At 38.2% G+C, this 19,785-nt stretch carries 21 protein-coding genes and 1 tRNA gene; 18 read left to right on the top strand and 4 right to left on the bottom strand.

Features of this window, described 5'->3' with window-relative positions; translation table 11 throughout:
* Window positions 1-79: 79 nt before the first annotated feature.
* The 15 genes from QZ738_RS16565 (at window position 80) to QZ738_RS16495 (ending at window position 14,994) form a co-directional block, all read left to right on the top strand.
* Window positions 80-2,119: a BatA domain-containing protein gene (locus tag QZ738_RS16565; RefSeq protein WP_293788847.1), complete on the top strand. Its 2,040-nt coding sequence runs from the start codon at window positions 80-82 to the stop codon at window positions 2,117-2,119.
* A complete protein-coding gene (locus QZ738_RS16560) occupies window positions 2,116-3,372 on the top strand; it encodes a dihydroorotase family protein (RefSeq protein WP_293788846.1) in 1,257 nt (418 codons plus the stop codon). Before QZ738_RS16565 ends, QZ738_RS16560 begins: the two co-directional genes overlap by 4 nt.
* A 103-nt stretch (window positions 3,373-3,475) precedes the next feature.
* Complete coding sequence (locus tag QZ738_RS16555; protein ID WP_293788845.1) at window positions 3,476-4,144, top strand: hypothetical protein; 669 nt, start codon at window positions 3,476-3,478, stop codon at window positions 4,142-4,144.
* A 4-nt stretch (window positions 4,145-4,148) separates the two neighbouring features.
* Window positions 4,149-4,682, top strand: coding sequence for a DUF4199 domain-containing protein (locus tag QZ738_RS16550; RefSeq protein WP_293788844.1), 534 nt, complete (start codon window positions 4,149-4,151; stop codon window positions 4,680-4,682).
* A 171-nt stretch (window positions 4,683-4,853) separates the two neighbouring features.
* Window positions 4,854-5,807, top strand: coding sequence for a glycosyltransferase family 2 protein (locus QZ738_RS16545; protein ID WP_293788843.1), 954 nt, complete (start codon window positions 4,854-4,856; stop codon window positions 5,805-5,807).
* A gap of 73 nt (window positions 5,808-5,880) precedes the next feature.
* Complete coding sequence (locus QZ738_RS16540) at window positions 5,881-6,843, top strand: glycosyltransferase (protein ID WP_293788842.1); 963 nt, start codon at window positions 5,881-5,883, stop codon at window positions 6,841-6,843.
* Window positions 6,844-6,845: 2 nt separating this feature from the next.
* The gene (locus QZ738_RS16535; RefSeq protein WP_293788841.1) at window positions 6,846-7,634 is read left to right on the top strand and encodes a hypothetical protein; all 789 of its coding nucleotides are present in this window, start codon (window positions 6,846-6,848) and stop codon (window positions 7,632-7,634) included.
* A 10-nt stretch (window positions 7,635-7,644) separates the two neighbouring features.
* A complete protein-coding gene (locus QZ738_RS16530) occupies window positions 7,645-7,872 on the top strand; it encodes a hypothetical protein (RefSeq protein ID WP_293788840.1) in 228 nt (75 codons plus the stop codon).
* 2 nt (window positions 7,873-7,874) lie between these two features.
* Window positions 7,875-8,480, top strand: coding sequence for a zeta toxin family protein (locus QZ738_RS16525; protein WP_293788839.1), 606 nt, complete (start codon window positions 7,875-7,877; stop codon window positions 8,478-8,480).
* 2 nt (window positions 8,481-8,482) lie between these two features.
* On the top strand, window positions 8,483-9,982 hold the full coding sequence (locus QZ738_RS16520; protein WP_293788838.1) for a GH3 auxin-responsive promoter family protein: 1,500 nt from the start codon (window positions 8,483-8,485) through the stop codon (window positions 9,980-9,982).
* Window positions 9,983-10,454: 472 nt separating this feature from the next.
* Window positions 10,455-11,615 carry a 1-deoxy-D-xylulose-5-phosphate reductoisomerase gene (locus tag QZ738_RS16515; protein ID WP_293788837.1) on the top strand — a complete coding sequence of 387 codons (1,161 nt, stop codon included), beginning with the start codon at window positions 10,455-10,457 and terminating at the stop codon, window positions 11,613-11,615.
* Between the two features lie 28 nt (window positions 11,616-11,643).
* Window positions 11,644-13,032: a site-2 protease family protein gene (locus QZ738_RS16510; protein WP_293788836.1), complete on the top strand. Its 1,389-nt coding sequence runs from the start codon at window positions 11,644-11,646 to the stop codon at window positions 13,030-13,032.
* A gap of 82 nt (window positions 13,033-13,114) precedes the next feature.
* Entirely contained in the window at window positions 13,115-13,648 is a 534-nt protein-coding gene (locus QZ738_RS16505; protein WP_293788835.1) for an iron-sulfur cluster co-chaperone HscB C-terminal domain-containing protein, read from the top strand.
* An 875-nt stretch (window positions 13,649-14,523) separates the two neighbouring features.
* Entirely contained in the window at window positions 14,524-14,835 is a 312-nt protein-coding gene (locus QZ738_RS16500) for a DUF3817 domain-containing protein (RefSeq protein WP_293788834.1), read from the top strand.
* Window positions 14,836-14,914: 79 nt separating this feature from the next.
* Window positions 14,915-14,994, top strand: a tRNA-Leu gene (locus QZ738_RS16495).
* Between the two features lie 184 nt (window positions 14,995-15,178).
* On the opposite strand, the gene QZ738_RS16490 is transcribed toward QZ738_RS16495, so the two are convergent.
* The 3 genes from QZ738_RS16490 to QZ738_RS16480 are packed head-to-tail and all read right to left on the bottom strand — an operon-like array spanning window position 15,179 to window position 16,359.
* Window positions 15,179-15,388 carry a hypothetical protein gene (locus QZ738_RS16490; protein WP_293788833.1) on the bottom strand — a complete coding sequence of 70 codons (210 nt, stop codon included), beginning with the start codon at window positions 15,386-15,388 and terminating at the stop codon, window positions 15,179-15,181.
* A 14-nt stretch (window positions 15,389-15,402) separates the two neighbouring features.
* Entirely contained in the window at window positions 15,403-15,564 is a 162-nt protein-coding gene (locus tag QZ738_RS16485) for a VOC family protein (protein ID WP_293788832.1), read from the bottom strand.
* A 30-nt stretch (window positions 15,565-15,594) separates the two neighbouring features.
* Window positions 15,595-16,359: an AraC family transcriptional regulator gene (locus tag QZ738_RS16480; RefSeq protein ID WP_293788831.1), complete on the bottom strand. Its 765-nt coding sequence runs from the start codon at window positions 16,357-16,359 to the stop codon at window positions 15,595-15,597.
* A 390-nt stretch (window positions 16,360-16,749) separates the two neighbouring features.
* Here QZ738_RS16480 and QZ738_RS16475 point away from each other — a divergent pair, with 390 nt between their 5' ends.
* Complete coding sequence (locus QZ738_RS16475; RefSeq protein WP_293788830.1) at window positions 16,750-17,502, top strand: YoaK family protein; 753 nt, start codon at window positions 16,750-16,752, stop codon at window positions 17,500-17,502.
* A 159-nt stretch (window positions 17,503-17,661) separates the two neighbouring features.
* A complete protein-coding gene (locus QZ738_RS16470) occupies window positions 17,662-18,447 on the top strand; it encodes a hypothetical protein (protein WP_293788829.1) in 786 nt (261 codons plus the stop codon).
* Between the two features lie 16 nt (window positions 18,448-18,463).
* On the opposite strand, the gene QZ738_RS16465 is transcribed toward QZ738_RS16470, so the two are convergent.
* A complete protein-coding gene (locus tag QZ738_RS16465) occupies window positions 18,464-18,829 on the bottom strand; it encodes a helix-turn-helix domain-containing protein (RefSeq protein ID WP_293788828.1) in 366 nt (121 codons plus the stop codon).
* Window positions 18,830-18,917: 88 nt separating this feature from the next.
* Here QZ738_RS16465 and QZ738_RS16460 point away from each other — a divergent pair, with 88 nt between their 5' ends.
* Window positions 18,918-19,739, top strand: coding sequence for an alpha/beta hydrolase family protein (locus QZ738_RS16460; protein WP_293788827.1), 822 nt, complete (start codon window positions 18,918-18,920; stop codon window positions 19,737-19,739).
* The last annotated feature ends 46 nt before the right edge of the window (window positions 19,740-19,785 follow it).

The following is a 19,785-nucleotide window of genomic DNA, read 5'->3' as shown; positions in this document are numbered from 1 at the left end:
ACCGATAATGAGAAACATTGATAATAATTAAGGAGGAATATTATCCCCAATTCCATATTTTTTCTATCTTTGGTTTTTAATGAATTTCCTTTATCCGGGCTTTCTTTTTGCACTACTATCGGTTGCCATTCCGGTTATCATTCATTTATTCAATTTCAGAAAATTTAAAAAGATTTATTTTTCTAATGTTCAGCTTTTAAAAGAAGTAGAGCAGCAAAATTCATCAAAAGAAAAACTTAAAAACCTGCTTATTCTTGCATCGCGGATTTTAGCGATCATCTTTTTAGTACTCGCATTTGCCCAGCCTTACATTCCTGCTCACAACCAAAAAGCTACGGCATTAAACAATATCGTTAGTATTTACATCGATAACTCTTACAGTATGGAAGCCGTTAATAAAGACGGCAGTTTATTGGACGAGTCAAAACGTAGGGCAAAAGAACTGGTTAAAGGTTTCGGAATCAACGACCGGTTTCAGTTATTAACAAATGATTTCGAAGGGAAACACCAGCGTTTGTTAAATGAAGAAGCATTTTTAAAAGCACTGGATGAGGTAAAAATCTCGGCAGCGAGCCGCAATCTCCAGCAGATTTTAAACCGTCAGGAAAATGTTTTATCAGGCGCTGAAAATAAATACAGCTTCTTAATCTCCGATTTTCAAAAAAATATCTCATCCACCAAAAAGCTAGAAACAAAAGCCGATATTCAGTACTCATTTTTGAAATTGAATGCCAATATTTTACCAAATATTGCGGTAGATAGCGTTTGGACACTTTCACCAAACCATCAGCCCCGTGCAAATGAACGTTTGGTGGTACAGCTAAAAAATTATTCGGAAGAAGACGCAAAAAATATTCCCTTAAAATTAAGCATCAACAACCAGCAAAAAGGATTGGGCGCAGTAAGTATTCCCGCAGGTAAAACAGTTAAGGATACCCTGAATTTCTCAGGACTGAATGCGGGTTGGCAAAAAGGTGTGGTGAGCATTAAAGATTTTCCGGTAACCTTTGACGATACCCTTTCATTTAGCTTTAAAGTAGATAAAAGTTTCCCTGTTTTGAGTATTAACGGACCTAACGCGGGTAATTATATTAAAGCTTTGTTTGCGGCTGACGCATACTACAATTTAGTCGAAAATCCAGAAAGCAATATCAACTATAGCAATTTTACCAGTTACGGACTAATTGTATTGAATGGATTGAAAAATCCTTCGAGTGGATTGGCACAACAATTAAAAACCTATCTTAATACAGGAGGTACAGTAGTGCTTTTCCCAGATCTGGATGCCGACATTCAAACTTATAATTCATTTTTAAGCGGATTATCGCTTCCTGCCATTCAAAGTTTAAATACTACCCCGGATAAGGTTGACCAGATTGATCTGCGTCATCCTATTTTCAAAACTGTTTTTGAAGAAATTCCCAAAAATCTGGATCTACCAATTGTTTCCCGGTACTATTCTTTTGCAGAGAAAAATACAGCTAACAAAGAAGATATCATGTGGTTGCCGGGGAAAAGGCCTTTTTTCTCTAAATATGGAGTAGGGAACGGTCAGGTTTATTTGTCAGCCTCGGGGCTGAACGCCAATGATGGAAATCTGGCGCGTCATCCGGTTTTTGTACCGTTAATTTATCGCTTAGCCCTGAGTGGCGGAAATGAAATACCACTATATTATCATATTGGTAATGATCATACACTGGCAAGTAAAAAAGTTTCAATAGGTAAAAACCAGAGTTTGAAAATTACCGCCGATCGTTTTGAAGCCATACCTGAAATACGACAGGTAAATGGGAAGACATTGATTTATACAGCCGATCAGATTAAAAATGCTGGCTTTTATAACCTCAAACTTGCCGATTCGCTGCTTGCTATTTATAGCTTTAACAATGGCCGGACCGAATCTGACCTACATTACTTCAGCAAAACAGAACTGGAGCAACTGGCAGATAAAAGTAACCTGAAAATATTCGATACCGATAAAGATGCCGTTAAATTAATTGCCGGCAACAATAAAATCGGGCAAACTTTATGGAAACTTTGTCTAATTTTGTCGCTGATTTTTATTGCAGCAGAAATTTTGCTCATCCGATTTTTTAACAACACAAAGAAAACAATATGAATCTCCTGGTTAAAAATGTAACCATTGCCGATCCGCAAAGTCAGTTTAATAGTCAACCATGCGACGTAAGGGTAGAAAATGGTAAAATTAAAAACATAGGTCAATTATCTGCCGATAAAAATGAAACCGTTTTTGATGCACAGGGTGCTTTTTTAACACCAGGGTTTTTCGATTTAAACTGTGTAGCAGGAGATCCGGGTTTTGAAACAAAGGAAGACATTGGGACGTTAATGCAAACCGCGAAAGCTGGCGGTTTTACAGGATTGGCCCTGTTACCGCAAACTAGCCCGGTTATTCAGTCGAAATCCCAGGTAGAATATATCGTGAACAAGGCCAAAAATAACCTGGTTGACGTTTTGCCCGTTGGAGCCATTAGTCAGAACCATGAGGCAAAAGAACTGGCCGAACTGTTTGATATGCAACAGGCAGGTGCCGTAGCCTTCTCTGACGGTGATAAAGCCTTACAGGATGATGGTTTTATGAGCCGCGCTTTGCAATATGCCAAAGGTTTTAATGCACTCCTAATGGTTTATCCCGAAAATAAATCCATCGCAGGTAAATCACAGATTAATGAAAGTAAAAATTCAGTACTTCTGGGCATGAAAGGTTTACCGGCTTTGGCAGAAGAAATGCATATTGCCCGTGATATTTTTTTAGCGGACTATAATGAGACTAAAATCCATATCAGCAATATTTCAACCGCTGGTGCTGTGGCCTTAATTCGTAAGGCAAAAAAAGATGGTGTTCAGGTTTCATGCGATGTAACGGCACATCACCTCGTGTTTACAGAAGAACTTTTAAGTGATTTTGATAGCAATTATAAGGTTAAACCACCCTTGCGCGGAAAAGCTGATGTAAAGGCATTAATTGCAGGTTTAAAAGACGGAACCATCGATGCGATTACTTCTCAGCACCGGCCAGAGGAGATTGAATTTAAAAATGTGGAGTTCGAAATTGCCCACTATGGCATTATTGCGCTACAAACGGTATTGCCATTATTATTAAAAGCTGGATTAGATATTGCGTTAATTGCCGAGAAATTGGCCATTAATCCGCGTAAATTGTTAAATTTAACTGTTCCGGTAATTGAAGAAGGATCTAAAGCCAACTTTACTGTATTTGATACCACAGAAAAGTGGTTATATCACTCTGCAAGCAATTATTCTAAATCAGCAAATAGTCCGCTGTTGGGTACCGAGCTTACGGGTAAGGTAAAGCTGGTTTGTAACAATAACCAATACTGGGAAAATTAGTTGAAAAGAGCTTAACTGCCATTGTATATAGATGCTGAAATAAATTCAGCATGACGGATCGATTTAATGATCTTAAAATCCTGTAATCTTAAAAACCTTAATCATGGATAATAGAGTAAAACAAGCGCTAAGCGCTTCCATTAATAAATATGCCGAGGTTTCTGCAGTCAATGTCGAAAGTTTTCAAACAGAATTACTGGCTGCTTTTGAGCTTGATGTTAACTTTTTAGATAAGGCAGAAGCTTTTGATGCGGTTTTCGACACCCATCCTAAATTTGAAGAATTACGCGAAGTATTTTTCGATTTGCTGATGGTAAATTTCTTCAGCAGTGATGTACAAAAACTGGAAGATGATTATTTAGAGAGCGACGAATGGGCCAATATTGAAGAGGAAACCATTGACCGTGGAACTGAACTTTTAAACCTTTTGTTATATATTAAAGAATGTAAGGATGAAGATTTGGATCCTGAACTGGGCGATTTCCTGAAAGAATTTTTGCTGGTGGAAGACGATGAGTTTCAGGATGAGTTTGAAATTTACGAAGAACTAATCAGCAATCAACAGCTGGCCGAAAGCAGTGTAGAAGAGATCTGTAAAACGGCTGCAAAATTAAATATCAGCGAAGAAATGCAGGAACTGTTCGTGCCTTTTATGGTTTTCTTCCTGGATGTTGAAGGCAGTAAGGAAACTGAAAAAGAATTAATTCAGTTTAGCCGTAACAAAGCTTTCGATGCTGCATCTTATACATTGATCACAACAATCAATAACTAAAATTATGGAACAGCAGATAATTCAGGAAGAAAAGAAACCTAATTCACTGGCTTTTAAGGTCGCAGTAAGTTTTGCAGTATATTCAATCGCATTAATTTATCTGTTAAAGTTGCTTGGCATCGATTCGACAAACCCGGATTTACCCATTGCTGAAAAAATTATTGCCATGGTTTTATCTTATGGTGTATTTTTTATGTCGATAATTTACACACAGATCACACATAAAAAAGAACTTGGGGGATACATTACTTATGGAAGGGCATTTTCAACGGGTTTCAAGGTAGCTGCCTATGCAGGTTTATTTGTTGGTTTACTTTTCATTTTTTATTACAAAGTTTTAGATCCAACAGCTTTAGATAAAATAGCTGATGCGGCTATAGAAAAGGCGAATGGCAATGAACAGCAAATTAAAGGCATTGAAATGATGCGGGGATATATGTGGATTTTTACGGCTTTTGGTGCTGCTATTGCTTACACCTTACTTGGCCTGATCATAAGTTTAATCAGTTCAGCTATTCTTAAAAAGGATAGATTTTAATTCTTTTATAAAATTTTGAACGTGCAGGTTTTATCATTTAATTTGATGAAATTTGCACGTTTTTAATAATGCGTCATTGCGAACGAAGCTTTGGAATAGCCTAGGGGTGTGGCAATCTTTTAAATAGATTGCTTCGTCCGTTCCTTCTCGCAATGACGATAATACTCAAAAATGGATATATCAGTTGTAGTACCCTTATTTAATGAAGATGAATCACTGCCAGAGTTAACGGCCTGGATTGATAAAGTGATGAATGAAAATAATTTCAGCTATGAGATTATTTTGGTTGATGATGGTAGCACCGATCGTTCCTGGGCCGTAATTGAAGATTTAAAACTTCAAAATTCTGCCGTAAAAGGTATCAAATTTAGGCGTAACTATGGTAAATCTGCCGCTTTAAACGTTGGTTTCGAAGCTACGCAAGGTGATGTGGTGATTACCATGGATGCAGACCTGCAGGATAGTCCGGACGAGATTCCGGAGTTGTACCGCCGCATTAAAGAAGAAAAACTGGACCTGATCTCGGGCTGGAAAAAGAAACGTTATGATCCCATTACGAAAACCATACCGACTAAACTCTTTAATGCTGCTACCCGCAAAATGAGCGGTATAGAACTGAACGACTTTAACTGTGGCCTAAAAGCTTACCGTAGCGATGTGATTAAAACCATCGAAGTGTATGGTGAAATGCACCGTTATATCCCGGTAATTGCCAAATGGGCCGGATTTGGTAAAATAGCCGAGCAGGTGGTAGAACACCGTGCACGTAAATATGGTACCACTAAATTTGGTGTCAGCAGGTTTATCAATGGCTTTTTAGACTTACTTTCGATCTTTTTTGTGGGTAAATTCGGCAAGCGCCCGATGCACTTTTTTGGTTCTTTGGGAGTATTGAGCTTTCTTATTGGTACTTTTATGGCACTATGGATGATCGGCGAAAAGCTCTATCACCTTGCTGCACATATTCCTTACAAAAGAGAAATTACCGACCAGCCTTTATTTTATATTGCATTGGTTGCTATTATAGTTGGCTCGCAAATGTTCTTAACTGGTTTTGTAGCTGAGCTGGTAACCCGCAATGCACCAGAAAGAAACCTATATTTGATAGAAAAGGAATTAAGGTAGAAGGTTAGAAGGCGGAAGGTTTTATCCGCCCAAACCCTCCACCTTTAAACCCTCAAGCTTCAACCTCCAAAAAATGTTTTTCTCCATCATTATCCCCCTTTACAACCGTCCGCAGGAAATTGACGAATTGTTATACACTTTAACTAAGCAGACTTATTTACAGTTTGAGGTTTTGGTGATAGAAGATGGTTCTAAAAATGATTCCAGGGAGATCGTGGCTTCCTACGCAGATCGACTGGATGTTAAATATTATTTCAAGGAAAATGCCGGACAAGGTTTTGCCCGTAATTTTGGTTTTGAGCGGGCAAAAGGTGATTACTTTGTTATTTTTGATTCCGACATTCTCGTTCCGGCCAATTACCTGGAGATTGTTAAAAATTACCTCTATGAACATCATTTAGATGCTTATGGTGGCCCTGATGCGGCGCATGATAGTTTTACGCCTGTGCAAAAGGCGATCAGTTATGCCATGACCTCACCTTTCACTACCGGTGGCATCCGAGGAAACAAACAGCACGTAGGACAGTTTCATCCCCGTAGTTTTAATATGGGCGTTTCCCGTCAGGCCTGGGAAAAGGTTGGTGGTTTTATTTTAACGCGTTTGGGAGAAGATATCGAATACAGTATCCGCATTCATGAGAACGGTTTTAAAATCGGTTTGATTCCCGATGCCAAGGTTTATCATAAGCGCCGTACCAGCTTTAGCCAGTTTTATAAACAGCTGCACTTTTTTGGAAGGGCCAGGATCAATATTTATAAACATTTTCCAAAAGAGTTAAAGCCCGTTCACTTTTTTCCTGCCTTGTTTACTTTGGGTTTTGGTTTCACTATTTTATGTAACTTTATCTATCCGCCTTTGGCATATGTTTGTAACTTCTTCTTATTGATTTACTTTATGTTGATATTTTTTCATTCATGGTCTGTAAATAAATCGTTAAAAGTTGCATTTTTGAGCATTATATCCTCATTTATCCAATTAACTGCTTATGGTTTAGGATTTATACAGGATTTATTTAAACGTGTGGTATTCAAATAACAATGATCAATTATCTAAAAGAAAGCACTTTTGCCGTTAACGATGTGATGCAGAAGGCGTGGGGCATTACCAGAAAACACTATTTCTCGATTGCTACATTATGTTTTTTGATGTTTATCACTGCCAGCGCATCGAGCTTAATGGCCTTTTTTATCAAGGATGTAAGCAAAGCTTTAAGCGTGATCATGGTCATTATTTTCGTTCTGCTTTATTTTACCATTAATCTTTCGCTTTTTAAATATATTTTCCATTTAATGGACGATGAAGAAAATGATGTGAAAATTGTAGATACGCTTCCAACCAGGCAACAGATTATCAGGTTTCTGGTAGCTACCCTCTATTTTGTAGGCTGTATTCTTGGTGTTTATTTAATCGTGATTTTGGTTGCTTTTCCATTTATTTACACCGGAATTAATTTATCAATTGTTAAAAATGTGGCCATCTCGGTAGGGATTATTGCCATTTTTATCACCTGGTTAAGGATTTCATTTTTCCCATTTTTTATTATCGATAAAGGTGCAGCACCATTTGATTCCATCAAACTAAGTTTAGCAACTACAAGAGGTAACTTCACTAAAATATTACTGCTATTGGTTGTTCTTGGCGGCGGATATTTAATTTACCTATTGTTAAATTACTTGCAATGGCCTTTAATTGCCTTTATTGTTAATATTTTAAGTTCTTTTATTATCGTTCCACTATCGAGTGTAGCCTTAACCGTTGCGTACCGCAAAATTTCAAGCGAGTATAAAGGCGATCAGCATCCTGATATTTTACATAATATAGTTTAAACTGAGAGATATGCTAATAGATAAAATACTAAGTAATCTAAACAATTTTGCCGATTTAGGTAGGCAAAAAGCATTTGAGCTTGGTAATCCATATTATTATCAAGCGGCGAATGACAATGAATACTGGAGAAAGGAAATGCCTACAGGAGAAACTTTTTTAGTGCTTTTCGAAGTTAAATACGATCACGATGGCCATCCAATAAAAATCGTAGATACTTTTCAGGAAAGGATTTCTTAAATATGCCCCAACCTAAATTTTTTGTAATTACCGGTCCGAATGCAGCTGGAAAATCTAGTTTCATAAGATCTCGGTTGAATGATTTCGCAGGATTTGAGGTAATTATGACCGATGTTTATAAAGATAGAACTAAAAGTGTATTCGATCAGGCAATCATTGAACGTAAAAATATCGTATTCGAAACTGTTTTTAATAATTCTTCATTCAAAACTTTTATAGAGATAGCAAAAAAGGCCGGTTACAAAACAAATTTAATTGTATTGTTTTTAGATAGTCCAAAGCAGTCTCTTAATAGGGTTGTCACTAGATTCTTAGAACAAGACGGATTAGAAATTTCAAAGGGCAATGTTGAAATCAATTTTAATGAGAACTTTAAAAATGTAGCTTTTTATCATTTTTATTTTGATAGAGTTGATTTTATATATACCGGGATTAAAGGCGAAAATCAAAATGTGATGACACTGGTAGGCTTAGATGTTCAATCTTATCAATCCAATTCCTATAGATTTATCGAGGCATTTGCGAAATTTTCATTTAAAAATGATAGATTAAGCGAAGAAGCATATCAGATTATTATTAAAAACGACAACTTTAAGATTATTAAATAAAAATGGGATTAAAAGCAGCGTTAAGTAAACCCTTTGCGGCATTTGCAGTCTGGCAGATCAACAAATGGAAGTATAATGCCGTTGATGCTCAAAATAAAATATTAAAACAGCTTATTAAAGAGGCTAAAAATACAGCTTTTGGGAAAGATCATCATTTTAATGATATCAACACCTATGCTGATTTCAAAAACCATGTCCCGGTTCAGGATTATGAAGGATTAAAGCCATATGTAGATCGGGTCGTAGCTGGAGAGGCCGACGTACTTTGGAAAGGTAAGCCGCTTTATTTCGCTAAAACATCAGGTACTACATCGGGTGTGAAATATATTCCGCTCTCTAAAGAATCAATGCCAGAGCACATCAAAGCCGCGCGGAATGCCATTTTAACTTACATTAACGAAACGGGGAAGGCTGATTTTGTAAACGGAAAGATGATCTTTTTACAAGGGAGTCCGGTGTTGAATGTAAAAAATGGAATTAATGTAGGTCGTTTATCCGGCATTGTGGCCCACCACGTACCAGCTTATCTGCAAAATAACCGGTTGCCTTCTTATGAAACCAATATCATTGAAGATTGGGAACAAAAGGTAGATGCCATTGTGGAGGAAACCATCAATGAAAACATGACTTTGATCTCCGGGATCCCGCCCTGGGTACAAATGTATTTTGATAAACTTTCGGAAAAATCCGGAGGAAAAAAAATTGCCGAAATATTCAGGAATTTTAGTCTATTTATTTACGGTGGTGTAAATTTTGAACCTTACCGGGCAAAAATTGAGCAGAGTATCGGCAGAAAAGTTGATGCTATCGAAACTTATCCCGCTTCAGAAGGATTTATCGCCTATCAGGACTCGCAGAAAGACAAAGGCTTATTATTATTGGCTGATGCAGGTATTTTTTACGAATTTGTTCCTGCTGATGAATATTATAATGATAACCCAATAAGGCTATCCCTGGGTGAGGTTGAACTGAATACCAACTATGCTTTGATTTTAAATACCAATGCAGGTTTATGGGGCTACAGCATTGGTGATACCGTTAAGTTTGTTTCAAAAAATCCCTATAAAATTGTAGTAACAGGGCGGATAAAACATTTTATTTCTGCATTTGGCGAGCATGTAATAGGCGAAGAGGTAGAACAGGCCATTTTGAGCATCGCGAATGAAGAGCAGGTAGAAATTACAGAATTTACCGTAGCGCCACAGGTTAATCCGGAAGCAGGTCAATTGCCTTATCATGAATGGTTTGTGGAGTTTTCCTCTTCACCGAAAGATCTTGCCGCTTTTAGTAAAAAAGTGGATGAGGCTTTGCAAAAGAAAAATATTTATTACTTTGACCTGATTGAAGGCAATGTTTTACAGCCATTGATTATACGTACTTTGCAAAAAGATGCCTTTGTAAATTATATGAAAAGTGAGGGGAAATTAGGCGGACAAAATAAAGTACCGCGTTTAAGTAACGATAGAAAGTTGGCAGATGGATTGGAAAAGTATATTGTTTAAAGAATCCGTCATTGCGAGGAGGAACGACGAAGCCTGCCGGCAACAGGCTGGCAATCTTTTGGTAATAATAACTTAAAATAGATTGTCATTTCGAATGCAATACAGTCGAGAACAAGAAGGCTCAGCGAAGCTAAATCTGTTTAAAAAGATTTAGGTATCGGTTCATGTTTTGATGGAACGAAAAGCGAGAATGGTTCGTGAAGACACCAACCATGGCTATTAAGCGGGCTGGTTAAAGATTCTTTACTGCCTTCAGAATGACAGAAATAGGCGTTGATAAAATGAATAAATACCGCCTCGGTTCGTGTCGTCACGAAACGAAACTATAATGGTTCATGAGGACACAAACCATGGCGGAAATAGAATAAAGCTTAATTGATTTAAGCAGGTATTAAATAATTTGAAAAGAATAACTGATCGCCATGGTTCTTTAGGACACGAACCACGGTGACTGTAACGATATTAAAACGATTTGAAAAGAATAACCATATTAGGTTCAACAGGAAGTATAGGTACACAAGCACTGGAAGTGGTTAGGGACCATCCCGGAGTTTTTAAGGTGGCTGTGTTATCTGCACTGAAGAATGCTACATTACTTATTCAACAAGCGAAGGAATTTAAGCCGGAAATGGTGGTAATCTGTGATGAAAGCAAATACAACGAAGTTAAAGCGGCCTTGTTTGGACTTGATATAAAAGTTTTGGCTGGCGAAACTGCTTTATCAGAAGCTGCGGCCTACACTGATAGCGATGTGGTACTTACCGCATTAATGGGCTCGGTGGGACTAAAACCAACTATTGCCGCGATAAAAGCGGGAAAAAACATTGCTTTGGCCAACAAAGAAACTTTGGTTGTTGCAGGCGAACTGATTACGCAACTGGCCACTGAACACCAGGTGAAAATTTTACCGGTTGATTCCGAGCACTCTGCCATATTTCAATGTCTGGTCGGCGAGGAGCAAAATGAGATTGAGAAAATTTATTTAACGGCATCGGGCGGACCATTTTTAGGCAAAACAAAAGATTTCTTATCAACCATAAAAAAAGAGCAGGCATTAAAACACCCCAACTGGGTAATGGGGGCAAAAATAACGATCGATTCGGCGTCTTTAATGAATAAAGGTTTGGAGGTAATCGAGGCCAAATGGTTATTTAACCTGGAGGTAGATCAGATTGATGTGATTGTTCATCCTCAATCGATCATTCACTCCATTGTTCAGTTTACCGATGGTTCTATGAAGGCCCAGCTGGGTGTTCCGGATATGAAACTGCCGATCCAATATGCTTTAAATTATCCCGATAGGCTAAAAAACAATTTTAAACGTTTTAACTTCTTAGATTACCCGACTTTCAGTTTCGAAAAGGCAGATCTTGTAACATTCAGAAATCTGGACCTTGCATTTAGTGCTTTACGGAGGGGAGGAAACATGCCCTGTATTTTAAATGCAGCGAACGAAATTGTGGTTGCGGCATTTTTGGAAGATAAAATTGGTTTCTTGCAGATGAGTGAGGTGATCGAACAGTGTATGGAAGAAATCGGTTTTGTTGAAAAACCACAATTGAATGATTTTTTAGAAACTGACAAACATAGCCGTATCTTAGCCGGCAGATTGGTAACAAAAAGTAAAGTTTAACATCTAACATAAAATTTTATAAGAGAATATGAACGGATTGATTATGGCGGGGCAACTGCTGCTCGGATTGTCTTTATTGGTAATATTACACGAATTAGGACATTTCTTGGCAGCCAGGGCATTTGGTATTAAAGTAGAAAAGTTTTATTTATTTTTTGATGCCTGGGGTTTCAAACTTTTTAGCTTCAAAAAAGGCGATGTTGAATATGGGGTGGGATGGTTGCCACTTGGCGGTTATGTGAAGATTGCAGGGATGATTGATGAAAGTATGGATACCGAGCAAATGGCACAACCTGCACAGCCCTGGGAATTCCGGTCTAAACCAGCCTGGCAACGTTTAATCGTCATGCTAGGGGGGATTATTGTTAATGTTATTGTTGGTATTTTCATCTTCTGGATGTTAACCTTCAACATCGGGCAAAATTATACCGTTAACAGTAAACTCAATGATGGTATTTCTGTAGGGATAATCGGCAAGGAAATCGGTTTGAAAAACGGAGACAGGATTTTGGCCATCAATGGCAATAAACTAATCCGCTTTGAAGATGCGATATCCAGCAAAGTCTTGTTTGATGGAGCACAATTAACTATTTTAAGAGACAATAAAACGCTTTATGTTTCGGTGCCGGATACCATTCTGAATAAAATATCAAAAAACGACAAAGAAAATTTTATCTCTCCACGATATGTTATGGAGCGTGTGGGAAAGGTAAGTGCACCTGATGAAAATGCAGATAGGCCATCATTTTTTGGTAATCTATTTGGCAAAAAGTTCGAGAAACCGGTATATCCGGCTTATACAGCTGGCATTAAACCTGGTGATAGTATTTTATCGGTTAATGGCAAACAGATCACTTTTTTCGATCAGTTTAAAGAAGAGGTTTCTGCAAATAAGTCAAAACCTATTACAGTTAAAGCCTTGCGGAAGGGGAAAGAAATTACATTCAATCTTAAGGTGAGTAAAGAGGGAACGATCGGAATTATCCCGAACCTGAAAATGCCTGAAACTGCACATGTAGATTTTGGCTTTATCGAATCGCTTCCTGTAGGCGCCAATATGGCCTGGAGTACTTTTGTAGACAACGCGAAAGGTATCGGAAAAATGATTACCGGCAAATTGAGCGCGCGTAATATCAGCAGTCCGATTGGTATTGCCAAGGTATATGGCAGTACTTTCGACTGGGTTAAATTCTGGACGCTTACAGGCTTGATCTCCATGGCTTTGGCATTTATGAATTTATTACCTATCCCAGGCTTAGACGGAGGTCATGTGGTTTTCCTTTTGATCGAAATGGTACAGCGTAAGCCTGTAAGCGAAAAGGTACTTGAAAGGGCTCAGATTGTGGGTTTTGTTATCCTGATCTGTTTAATGGTGTTTGCCTTTGGCAATGATATTTTAAAGTCTTTCGGTAAGTAAAACCAAATTTATATTATTGCCGCAGATGTGCAGATCATAAAGCTGATCAGTACATCTGCGGTTTTTTAATTTAACATACATCATGAGTGTAGCAGCATCAGATACTAATTATTTCGATTTTTACGAATTACCGGTTCAGTTTTATCCAGATCAAGATGCAGTAAAAGCCAAATTTTATGCGCTTAGCAAGCAGTTTCATCCCGATTTTTACGCCAATGAAAGCGAAGAAAAGCAGCAGGAAGTACTGGATCTGTCGACATTGAACAATAAAGCTTACCAGACGCTAAGCAATGCTAAGAAACGATTAAAATATGTATTGGAACTGAAAGGTATTGTAGAAGCTGATGAAGCCTATCAGCTGCCACAATCTTTCTTGATGGAAATGATGGATATCAATGAGGCTTTAATGGATCTGGAGTTTGAGCCCGATGCAGAAAAGAGTGCGCAGGTAAAACTTGATGTTGAGGCCATAGAAAGGGATTTAACTAGCGAGTTACAGGATCTGACGAAGCAATTCGACAGTAACCCAAAAGACTCTGAGGCTTTGTTACCTGCTATAAAGGATAATTTTTATCGTCAGAAGTATATCGACCGCATCAGAGAGAAATTGGCTTAATCATAGTTATATAGAAGGGGAAGATTAGTTTTGAGTCGGAGGTCTGAGGTCCGGAGTCAGAAGATATTTCGTCATAACTGAATGATACCTCCGTGCGCTTTGCGCCTTCACTCGGTGCGCGCTGTGGTAAAAAACAAGATGGGTTGGAAAAGTCGGATGTCGGGGGGCCGAAGTCCGAAGATATGTTGTAATAGGCTGATGAGGAGCTCGGCGTTCTCTGCGCCTTCACTCGTTGCGCTCTGTGGTAAAAAACGCGATGGGTTGGAAAAGTCGGATGTCCGAAGTCCGAAGACATGTTGTAATAGGCTGATGAGGGGCTCCGCGTTCTCTGCGCCTTCACTCGGTGCGCTCTGTGGTAAAAAACAATAATGGGTTGGAAAAGTCGGATGTCGGGGGTCCGAAGTCCGAAGATATGTTTTAATAGGCTGATGAGGGGCTCCGCGTTCTCTGCGCCTTCACTCGGTGCGCTCTGTGGTAAAAAAAACGAGATGGGTTGGAAAAGTCGGATGTCGGGGGTCCGAAGTCCGAAGATATGTTGTAATAGGCTGATGAGCGGCTCCGCGTTCTCTGCGCCTTCACTCGGTACGCTCTGTGGTAAAAAACGCGATGGGTTGGAAAAGTCGGATGTCCGAAGTCCGATAATATGTTGCCATAACTCAATGAGAAACGCCATGTTCTTTGTGTTTGCGCTCGTTGCCCTCTGTGATTAATAGGGATAGAGTGGATACTTAACCGAGTTTTGTAATTGCGATCGCCTAAACCCTAAACCTTCCACCTAAAACCTTCCACCTTTTAAAACACTCTATTGTAAAATCATTTTTTAGTTTTGGTTAGACAAAGGCTTTGTTATACTTTCGGAGCAAACAATCAGATCAATGAACAGTTCCCTTTCCATTTTTCGTAAAGTGGCCGTAGCAGAAGGAATATCGTACCTGCTTTTATTATTCGTAGCGATGCCTTTAAAATACTTTGCCAACCTTCCTTTGTATGTAAAATATACAGGGTGGGCCCATGGCTTATTATTTGTGTTATATGCCGCTACATTGGTTTTAGCCTGGCAGGAGCAGAAATGGAAGTTTGGTAAAGCAGCTTTAATTTTTTTGGCTTCCTTGTTGCCATTTGCTCCATTTATTGTAGATCGAAAGCTAAAAGATGAGCGTCCTGAAAATATAAATGGCGTACAATAAATGAGTTAAGAATTAATTAAAAATAATTTTTGGATTTTAATTTTCAATTTCTACATTTGCAACCCCGTCCAACACGAATGCCCGGATGGCGGAATTGGTAGACGCGCTGGTCTCAAACACCTGTGGGAAACCGTGCCGGTTCGACTCCGGCTCCGGGTACTAACCGGGATTTAGAATTTCAACATTTTAAATCCCGGTTTTTTTTGCCGTAACTACTTCTTGATCCGGATCGCACAGCGCATAAGAGCTTTTTCCAAAGTCTGATAATTATAATATGCAGCCATTAAGGGTATAATTTAAACACCCGGCGGCAAAAAAATAAGCTCGCCTGATGGTTATTAAGTTAATTAACGTTTTCTTTGAATGGATTCAAACTGATCTCTATCATGAGATTTTCAAAATAAAAATAGAACCCAAACGTATTTCTGATCTGTTTAGGTTCTGCTTCCAATCGCAGACCCTCTTTCTCCTTTAGTTTGCCATAAATATCCCAAATAGCTTCCTGATCCTCCTGATAAAATCCGATATGGAAATTTTCCGGGTATTCCGGCATATCGCTTTTCTTGTTTAGTACCTGTCCCCAATAACCATTACAAAATGACGGGTGTTTTCCAGTACTGCCATTTTACTGTTGCGGTTTGTTATTAAATTAAATCCTAAATAGCCTGCAAATAAGCTTACGGCTTTATCTACGTCTTTCACCACCAAATTGATATGATTTAAACTCATCGTATTTCCTGTTTGATTCACCAAACAAAATTAATCTTCAGGCATCATGCTCAATTGAATAAATCGGTCGTTTTTGTTTTTATTTAAAATTGTAGGTTTTACGCCTGAGAATTTCTTTACCTCGCGGATAAAATGAGACTGATCTCCATAATTCAGTTCAGGATAGAAATCACCGTTTTTCAGCTGTTTCAGTGAATTTGAAAAACGGATGATGTTGAGATATGATTTTAATGATACCCCTAGCCAATTGTTGAAATATCGGTTTATCTGCCTGCTGCTCCACCCCACTTGTTCTGACAGTTCTTTTACTGTAGTAGTTCCCTTTGATAGATAAATCAACTCAAACAATTTCTTTTTTCGTCCATCGATTTCCTTTTCAAGTTGTACAGCAATAATTTCGCAGGCTTTTCTGTAAAATTGATCAAAATCCACAAGATCATCTTTGCAAAATCCCCAATAACCGGCGGTAAGTTTCTTCCTCGCGTTTTTTAAATCTGCAAAAGACTGTTTAAAAATATATTCCGCTGCTACGGGGTGAAAACTGATGACAAACATCGTTGATTTAGGAAATGGCGGTTTGATGATCGGACCGGTAAATATACCAGATATAAACATCTCAAAACTGCCGTTTTTCACCGCCAGCAGGGCTACATCTATTTTTCCATCCGGAACAATGATGCTTTCTGCTGCCTCATCCGCATAATACTTCATCATCCAGATGCTTTCCACGAAATCCGTAAGTGCATAAGCGGGTTTAAGAGACAGATATTCTAAATGATTTGTTGCCGCGTTCATTGATTAAATATGGTATAATTTAAAACTACAAGATTCGAGAAGTAATCTGATCAATCAGATAATTTGAACACCCATTGCTGAACAATATTGATGTAAATTGTATCCTATAAATAAATATCTTACCCTATCCTTGCTATCAGAATAACTATAACATCCGTACTAAATTACAGATTGGTCTGTAGAAAAAGAAATGACGGTCTTTGTAACCGGTGTAATCAGTTCCTCTCACAAGTTAAAACTTTGGAGAAGCATCGGAAAAAGATAGTGTTCTGCGGATGACGCTGGAATAAGACGATTTAGCCCCATACATTGATGAGTCGCAATACCTTTTTGAAAATGATATTGCATATACAGTTATGTTTGAATTCGTAAATTCGAAGAAAAAATCCAATGTTCAGACACAAAGGGAAAGGGCGAACATACGCCCATAACTTAAAGCTAGCCTCCATATTATCTACGGTGGCGGGGATTGTGAATATCTCGGGAGTTTTGTCGGTACATACTTTAACCACTAATCTGACCGGACATTTTGCCTTTTTCGCGGAACAGCTGCTCCTTAACCATTATAGTACAGCTTTCACCTTTCTTTGTTATATTCTGTTTTTTTTATCAGGGGCTTTTGTCTCAGGTGTCATTATAGAATATGCGTCAAAATACAAATCTCACAAATCTTACATTATTCCCATATCTTTAGAGATTGCGATCATCTTCTCCATAAGTATAGGATCAATCATATTTCCGGCTTCAGGTAATTCGAACCAGGCTATAATAGCTTCCGCTTTGTTGTTTGCAATGGGTCTTCAGAACGCACTCGTAACAAAAGTATCGCAGTCGGTGGTAAGGACAACACATTTAACTGGACTTTTTACAGATCTCGGGATAGCCCTTTCTCAATTATTATTTTATAAAGAAAATGGTGTACGTAAAGCACTTCACAAAAGCATTTTTCTAAAAATAATGATCATTGGTGGATTCTTTTTAGGCGGAATGCTCGGTGGATTCGGATATTGGCATTTTCAGTTGAAGATACTCTTACTGCCTGTTCTTTTACTGCTTGGCGCCTTATGGTACGACGGCTTGTTATTCAGGTACTATCATCTAAAAAGAAAATATGGTGATCCATCTTCCAATTGGAACAAATAATATTAATTTATCTTCGCATTTATAAAGTATACACCGAATCTTAAAAAAAGAGGTTGAATTTTATTATTTTTCCTAAATGCTGGTCTGTGAATTGTTATTAATAAGGATATTGGATGTCCCATAAACCACTAATCAATACCCTTACAGGAACTGAACTACATGGAACATAAACTCAGCAAATTGGAAACTACGGTCATTATTACCTACTTCAGTATCTGGCTATTTATCTACCTGGCCTCCCGTTTGACGTTTGAAATGACCGAAATCAAAGTATTGTCCGGCCTGGTAAAATGGGTGGCAATTGGTGTTTCCCCGGTTGCAATATATGCTGCATTAAGAACCGGATTTGTAGAAAAGGCCAAATGGTATGGTTTCTTAGGCTATCTGCTGGCATATGGTGTTCTGTTAACTTTTGCAACTGAGTACATGGTTATACAAAGCAAACTGCTTTGGAGTGCGACCGTTAAAGATCAGGCCATTGTGCAAGTAAAGGTAATCCAGGTACGCAAAGTATTTAAACGCAAACTAGGTTTTGACCACACCGAAGTAACCATATTAAGGAATGGAAATGTAATAAAAATGGAAGCAAGGCCATATGCTTTTTTTTATCTAAAGGATAAAAAGCAGCTTGATATGAAAATAGGTGATTCAGATATGGGAGAATATGTAACCGCTGTGAACAACACGCTTGCCGAAAAAACAGTTGCGCGCTGGCTTCATTTTAAAGATATGATTCATCGGATACGCTGGGTTATTGTCATCATCATGGTCACAGTTGCAGCAGCATTAATTAAGGGCAGCTACTTTCCGGATGAGTTTGGAGTAGAAAAAAAGAAAATGAGTTTTTGGAAACAAATGGGGCTGGTAATGGCTATACTTTTCGGCATCGCACTGTTATTTTATGCAGGGCTTTGGATCTATATCAGTTTTTTCTCGACCCGTTAATTGGCAGCTTAATGCCTTAAATTGTTATTTTTCTGGCTTCGGCATAGCTTTTTCCCCAATCACACAAGGTTTTGAGGATGGGTACCAAATCTTTCCCCTTGCCGGTTAAAATATATTCAATTCCAATAGGGACTGTACCCGGGATTTCTTTTTTGATGATAATAGCATGCTTTTCAAGTTCTTTGAGCTGTCTGCCTAATACCTGTTCAGAAATATGAGGTAATTCTTTTTTAAGCAGATGGAAGCGGTTATTCCCCTGGGAAATGGAGTACACAATTTGCGATTTCCAGCGTCCGCTGATCATTGCTAGAGCTGAATTTAATTCACAGACCTGAAACAAAAATTGCTCATTAACAGCATTGGTCGAATTTTTTTTACGCATAATGATCTCTTTAAGTCACTCACAATTTTGTTCGTTATTGTCAACGCAAAAATGCTTTTAGAAATTTGTTACAACAAAAATACAGAATATGATCAAGGCAATAGTGATTATGATTGGGCTATTTACATCAGTTGCTGTACAGGCACAGGAAAAGTGGATTCTGAAATCAAAGTATCTGGCAAAATCCGACACCGTATTGGTTTTCAAACCTAAAACATATAGGCAAGCTAAGCAATATCCGTTAGTTTATCTGCTTCATGGATACAGTGAAAATTACCAGCAATGGTCAAAAACAACTGATCTGCAAAAACTGGCTGACCAGTATGATTTTATTATTGTTACGCCAGACGGATTTGTGTCATGGTATGTTAACAGTCCGTTTGATAAGCGGTCAAGGTATGAAGACTTCTTTTTTGAAGAACTGGTGATTAAGGTTCATCATTCCTTTAACATTGACAGGAGAAACATTTTTATCAGTGGGCTTAGTATGGGCGGTTACGGTGCTTTAAGGTATTTTATAATGCACCATGATTATTTTAACACGGCAGGAAGTACAAGCGGAGCTTTGGCATTAGATTTTGATAATCTTAAAACAGCTAGCTTACAGTTTTTCGGTAATAAGAGGCTTACTGATGACCTCGAACGACTGCTCGGAAACCATATGAACCATAATTGGAATCGCTATAGCATCTCTGAACTGATAAAGAATTATCCGGTAAAGAAACCGTTTTTACTGGATTGCGGAACGGAAGATATTTTATTCTCCGCTACTTTAGAACTCAAATCATTGGCCGATCGGCTTAAAATCCCTATAACATTTATCTCACAACCCGGAAACCATGATACGGATTATTGGAGGAAATCTATTGAATACCACTTTGTGTTTTTTCAGCAAAATTTGAAAGTGTAGGATTGATTTAATCATTGATGTGCTGATGTACATCGAACTCAAACTC

The sequence above is a fragment of the uncultured Pedobacter sp. genome (genome assembly GCF_913776295.1).
Lineage (GTDB): Bacteria > Bacteroidota > Bacteroidia > Sphingobacteriales > Sphingobacteriaceae > Pedobacter.
The sequence above is the reverse complement of the archived record's forward strand: the minus strand, read 5'-3'. Positions and strand labels throughout refer to the sequence as shown.

Excerpts from the sequence above, each read along its gene's own strand:
- QZ738_RS16475 (WP_293788830.1), top strand. The coding sequence starts at position 16,750 with ATGTTCAGACACAAAGGGAAAGGGCGAACATACGCCCATAACTTAAAG.
- QZ738_RS16490 (WP_293788833.1), bottom strand. The coding sequence starts at position 15,388 with ATGCCGGAATACCCGGAAAATTTCCATATCGGATTTTATCAGGAGGAT.
- QZ738_RS16460 (WP_293788827.1), top strand. The coding sequence starts at position 18,918 with ATGATCAAGGCAATAGTGATTATGATTGGGCTATTTACATCAGTTGCT.
- QZ738_RS16520 (WP_293788838.1), top strand. The coding sequence starts at position 8,483 with ATGGGATTAAAAGCAGCGTTAAGTAAACCCTTTGCGGCATTTGCAGTC.
- QZ738_RS16530 (WP_293788840.1), top strand. The coding sequence starts at position 7,645 with ATGCTAATAGATAAAATACTAAGTAATCTAAACAATTTTGCCGATTTA.
- QZ738_RS16540 (WP_293788842.1), top strand. The coding sequence starts at position 5,881 with ATGTTTTTCTCCATCATTATCCCCCTTTACAACCGTCCGCAGGAAATT.
- QZ738_RS16500 (WP_293788834.1), top strand. The coding sequence starts at position 14,524 with ATGAACAGTTCCCTTTCCATTTTTCGTAAAGTGGCCGTAGCAGAAGGA.
- QZ738_RS16550 (WP_293788844.1), top strand. The coding sequence starts at position 4,149 with ATGGAACAGCAGATAATTCAGGAAGAAAAGAAACCTAATTCACTGGCT.
- QZ738_RS16565 (WP_293788847.1), top strand. The coding sequence starts at position 80 with ATGAATTTCCTTTATCCGGGCTTTCTTTTTGCACTACTATCGGTTGCC.
- QZ738_RS16535 (WP_293788841.1), top strand. The coding sequence starts at position 6,846 with ATGATCAATTATCTAAAAGAAAGCACTTTTGCCGTTAACGATGTGATG.
- QZ738_RS16505 (WP_293788835.1), top strand. The coding sequence starts at position 13,115 with ATGAGTGTAGCAGCATCAGATACTAATTATTTCGATTTTTACGAATTA.
- QZ738_RS16510 (WP_293788836.1), top strand. The coding sequence starts at position 11,644 with ATGAACGGATTGATTATGGCGGGGCAACTGCTGCTCGGATTGTCTTTA.
- QZ738_RS16480 (WP_293788831.1), bottom strand. The coding sequence starts at position 16,359 with ATGAACGCGGCAACAAATCATTTAGAATATCTGTCTCTTAAACCCGCT.
- QZ738_RS16560 (WP_293788846.1), top strand. The coding sequence starts at position 2,116 with ATGAATCTCCTGGTTAAAAATGTAACCATTGCCGATCCGCAAAGTCAG.
- QZ738_RS16545 (WP_293788843.1), top strand. The coding sequence starts at position 4,854 with ATGGATATATCAGTTGTAGTACCCTTATTTAATGAAGATGAATCACTG.
- QZ738_RS16525 (WP_293788839.1), top strand. The coding sequence starts at position 7,875 with ATGCCCCAACCTAAATTTTTTGTAATTACCGGTCCGAATGCAGCTGGA.
- QZ738_RS16555 (WP_293788845.1), top strand. The coding sequence starts at position 3,476 with ATGGATAATAGAGTAAAACAAGCGCTAAGCGCTTCCATTAATAAATAT.
- QZ738_RS16470 (WP_293788829.1), top strand. The coding sequence starts at position 17,662 with ATGGAACATAAACTCAGCAAATTGGAAACTACGGTCATTATTACCTAC.
- QZ738_RS16485 (WP_293788832.1), bottom strand. The coding sequence starts at position 15,564 with ATGAGTTTAAATCATATCAATTTGGTGGTGAAAGACGTAGATAAAGCC.
- QZ738_RS16465 (WP_293788828.1), bottom strand. The coding sequence starts at position 18,829 with ATGCGTAAAAAAAATTCGACCAATGCTGTTAATGAGCAATTTTTGTTT.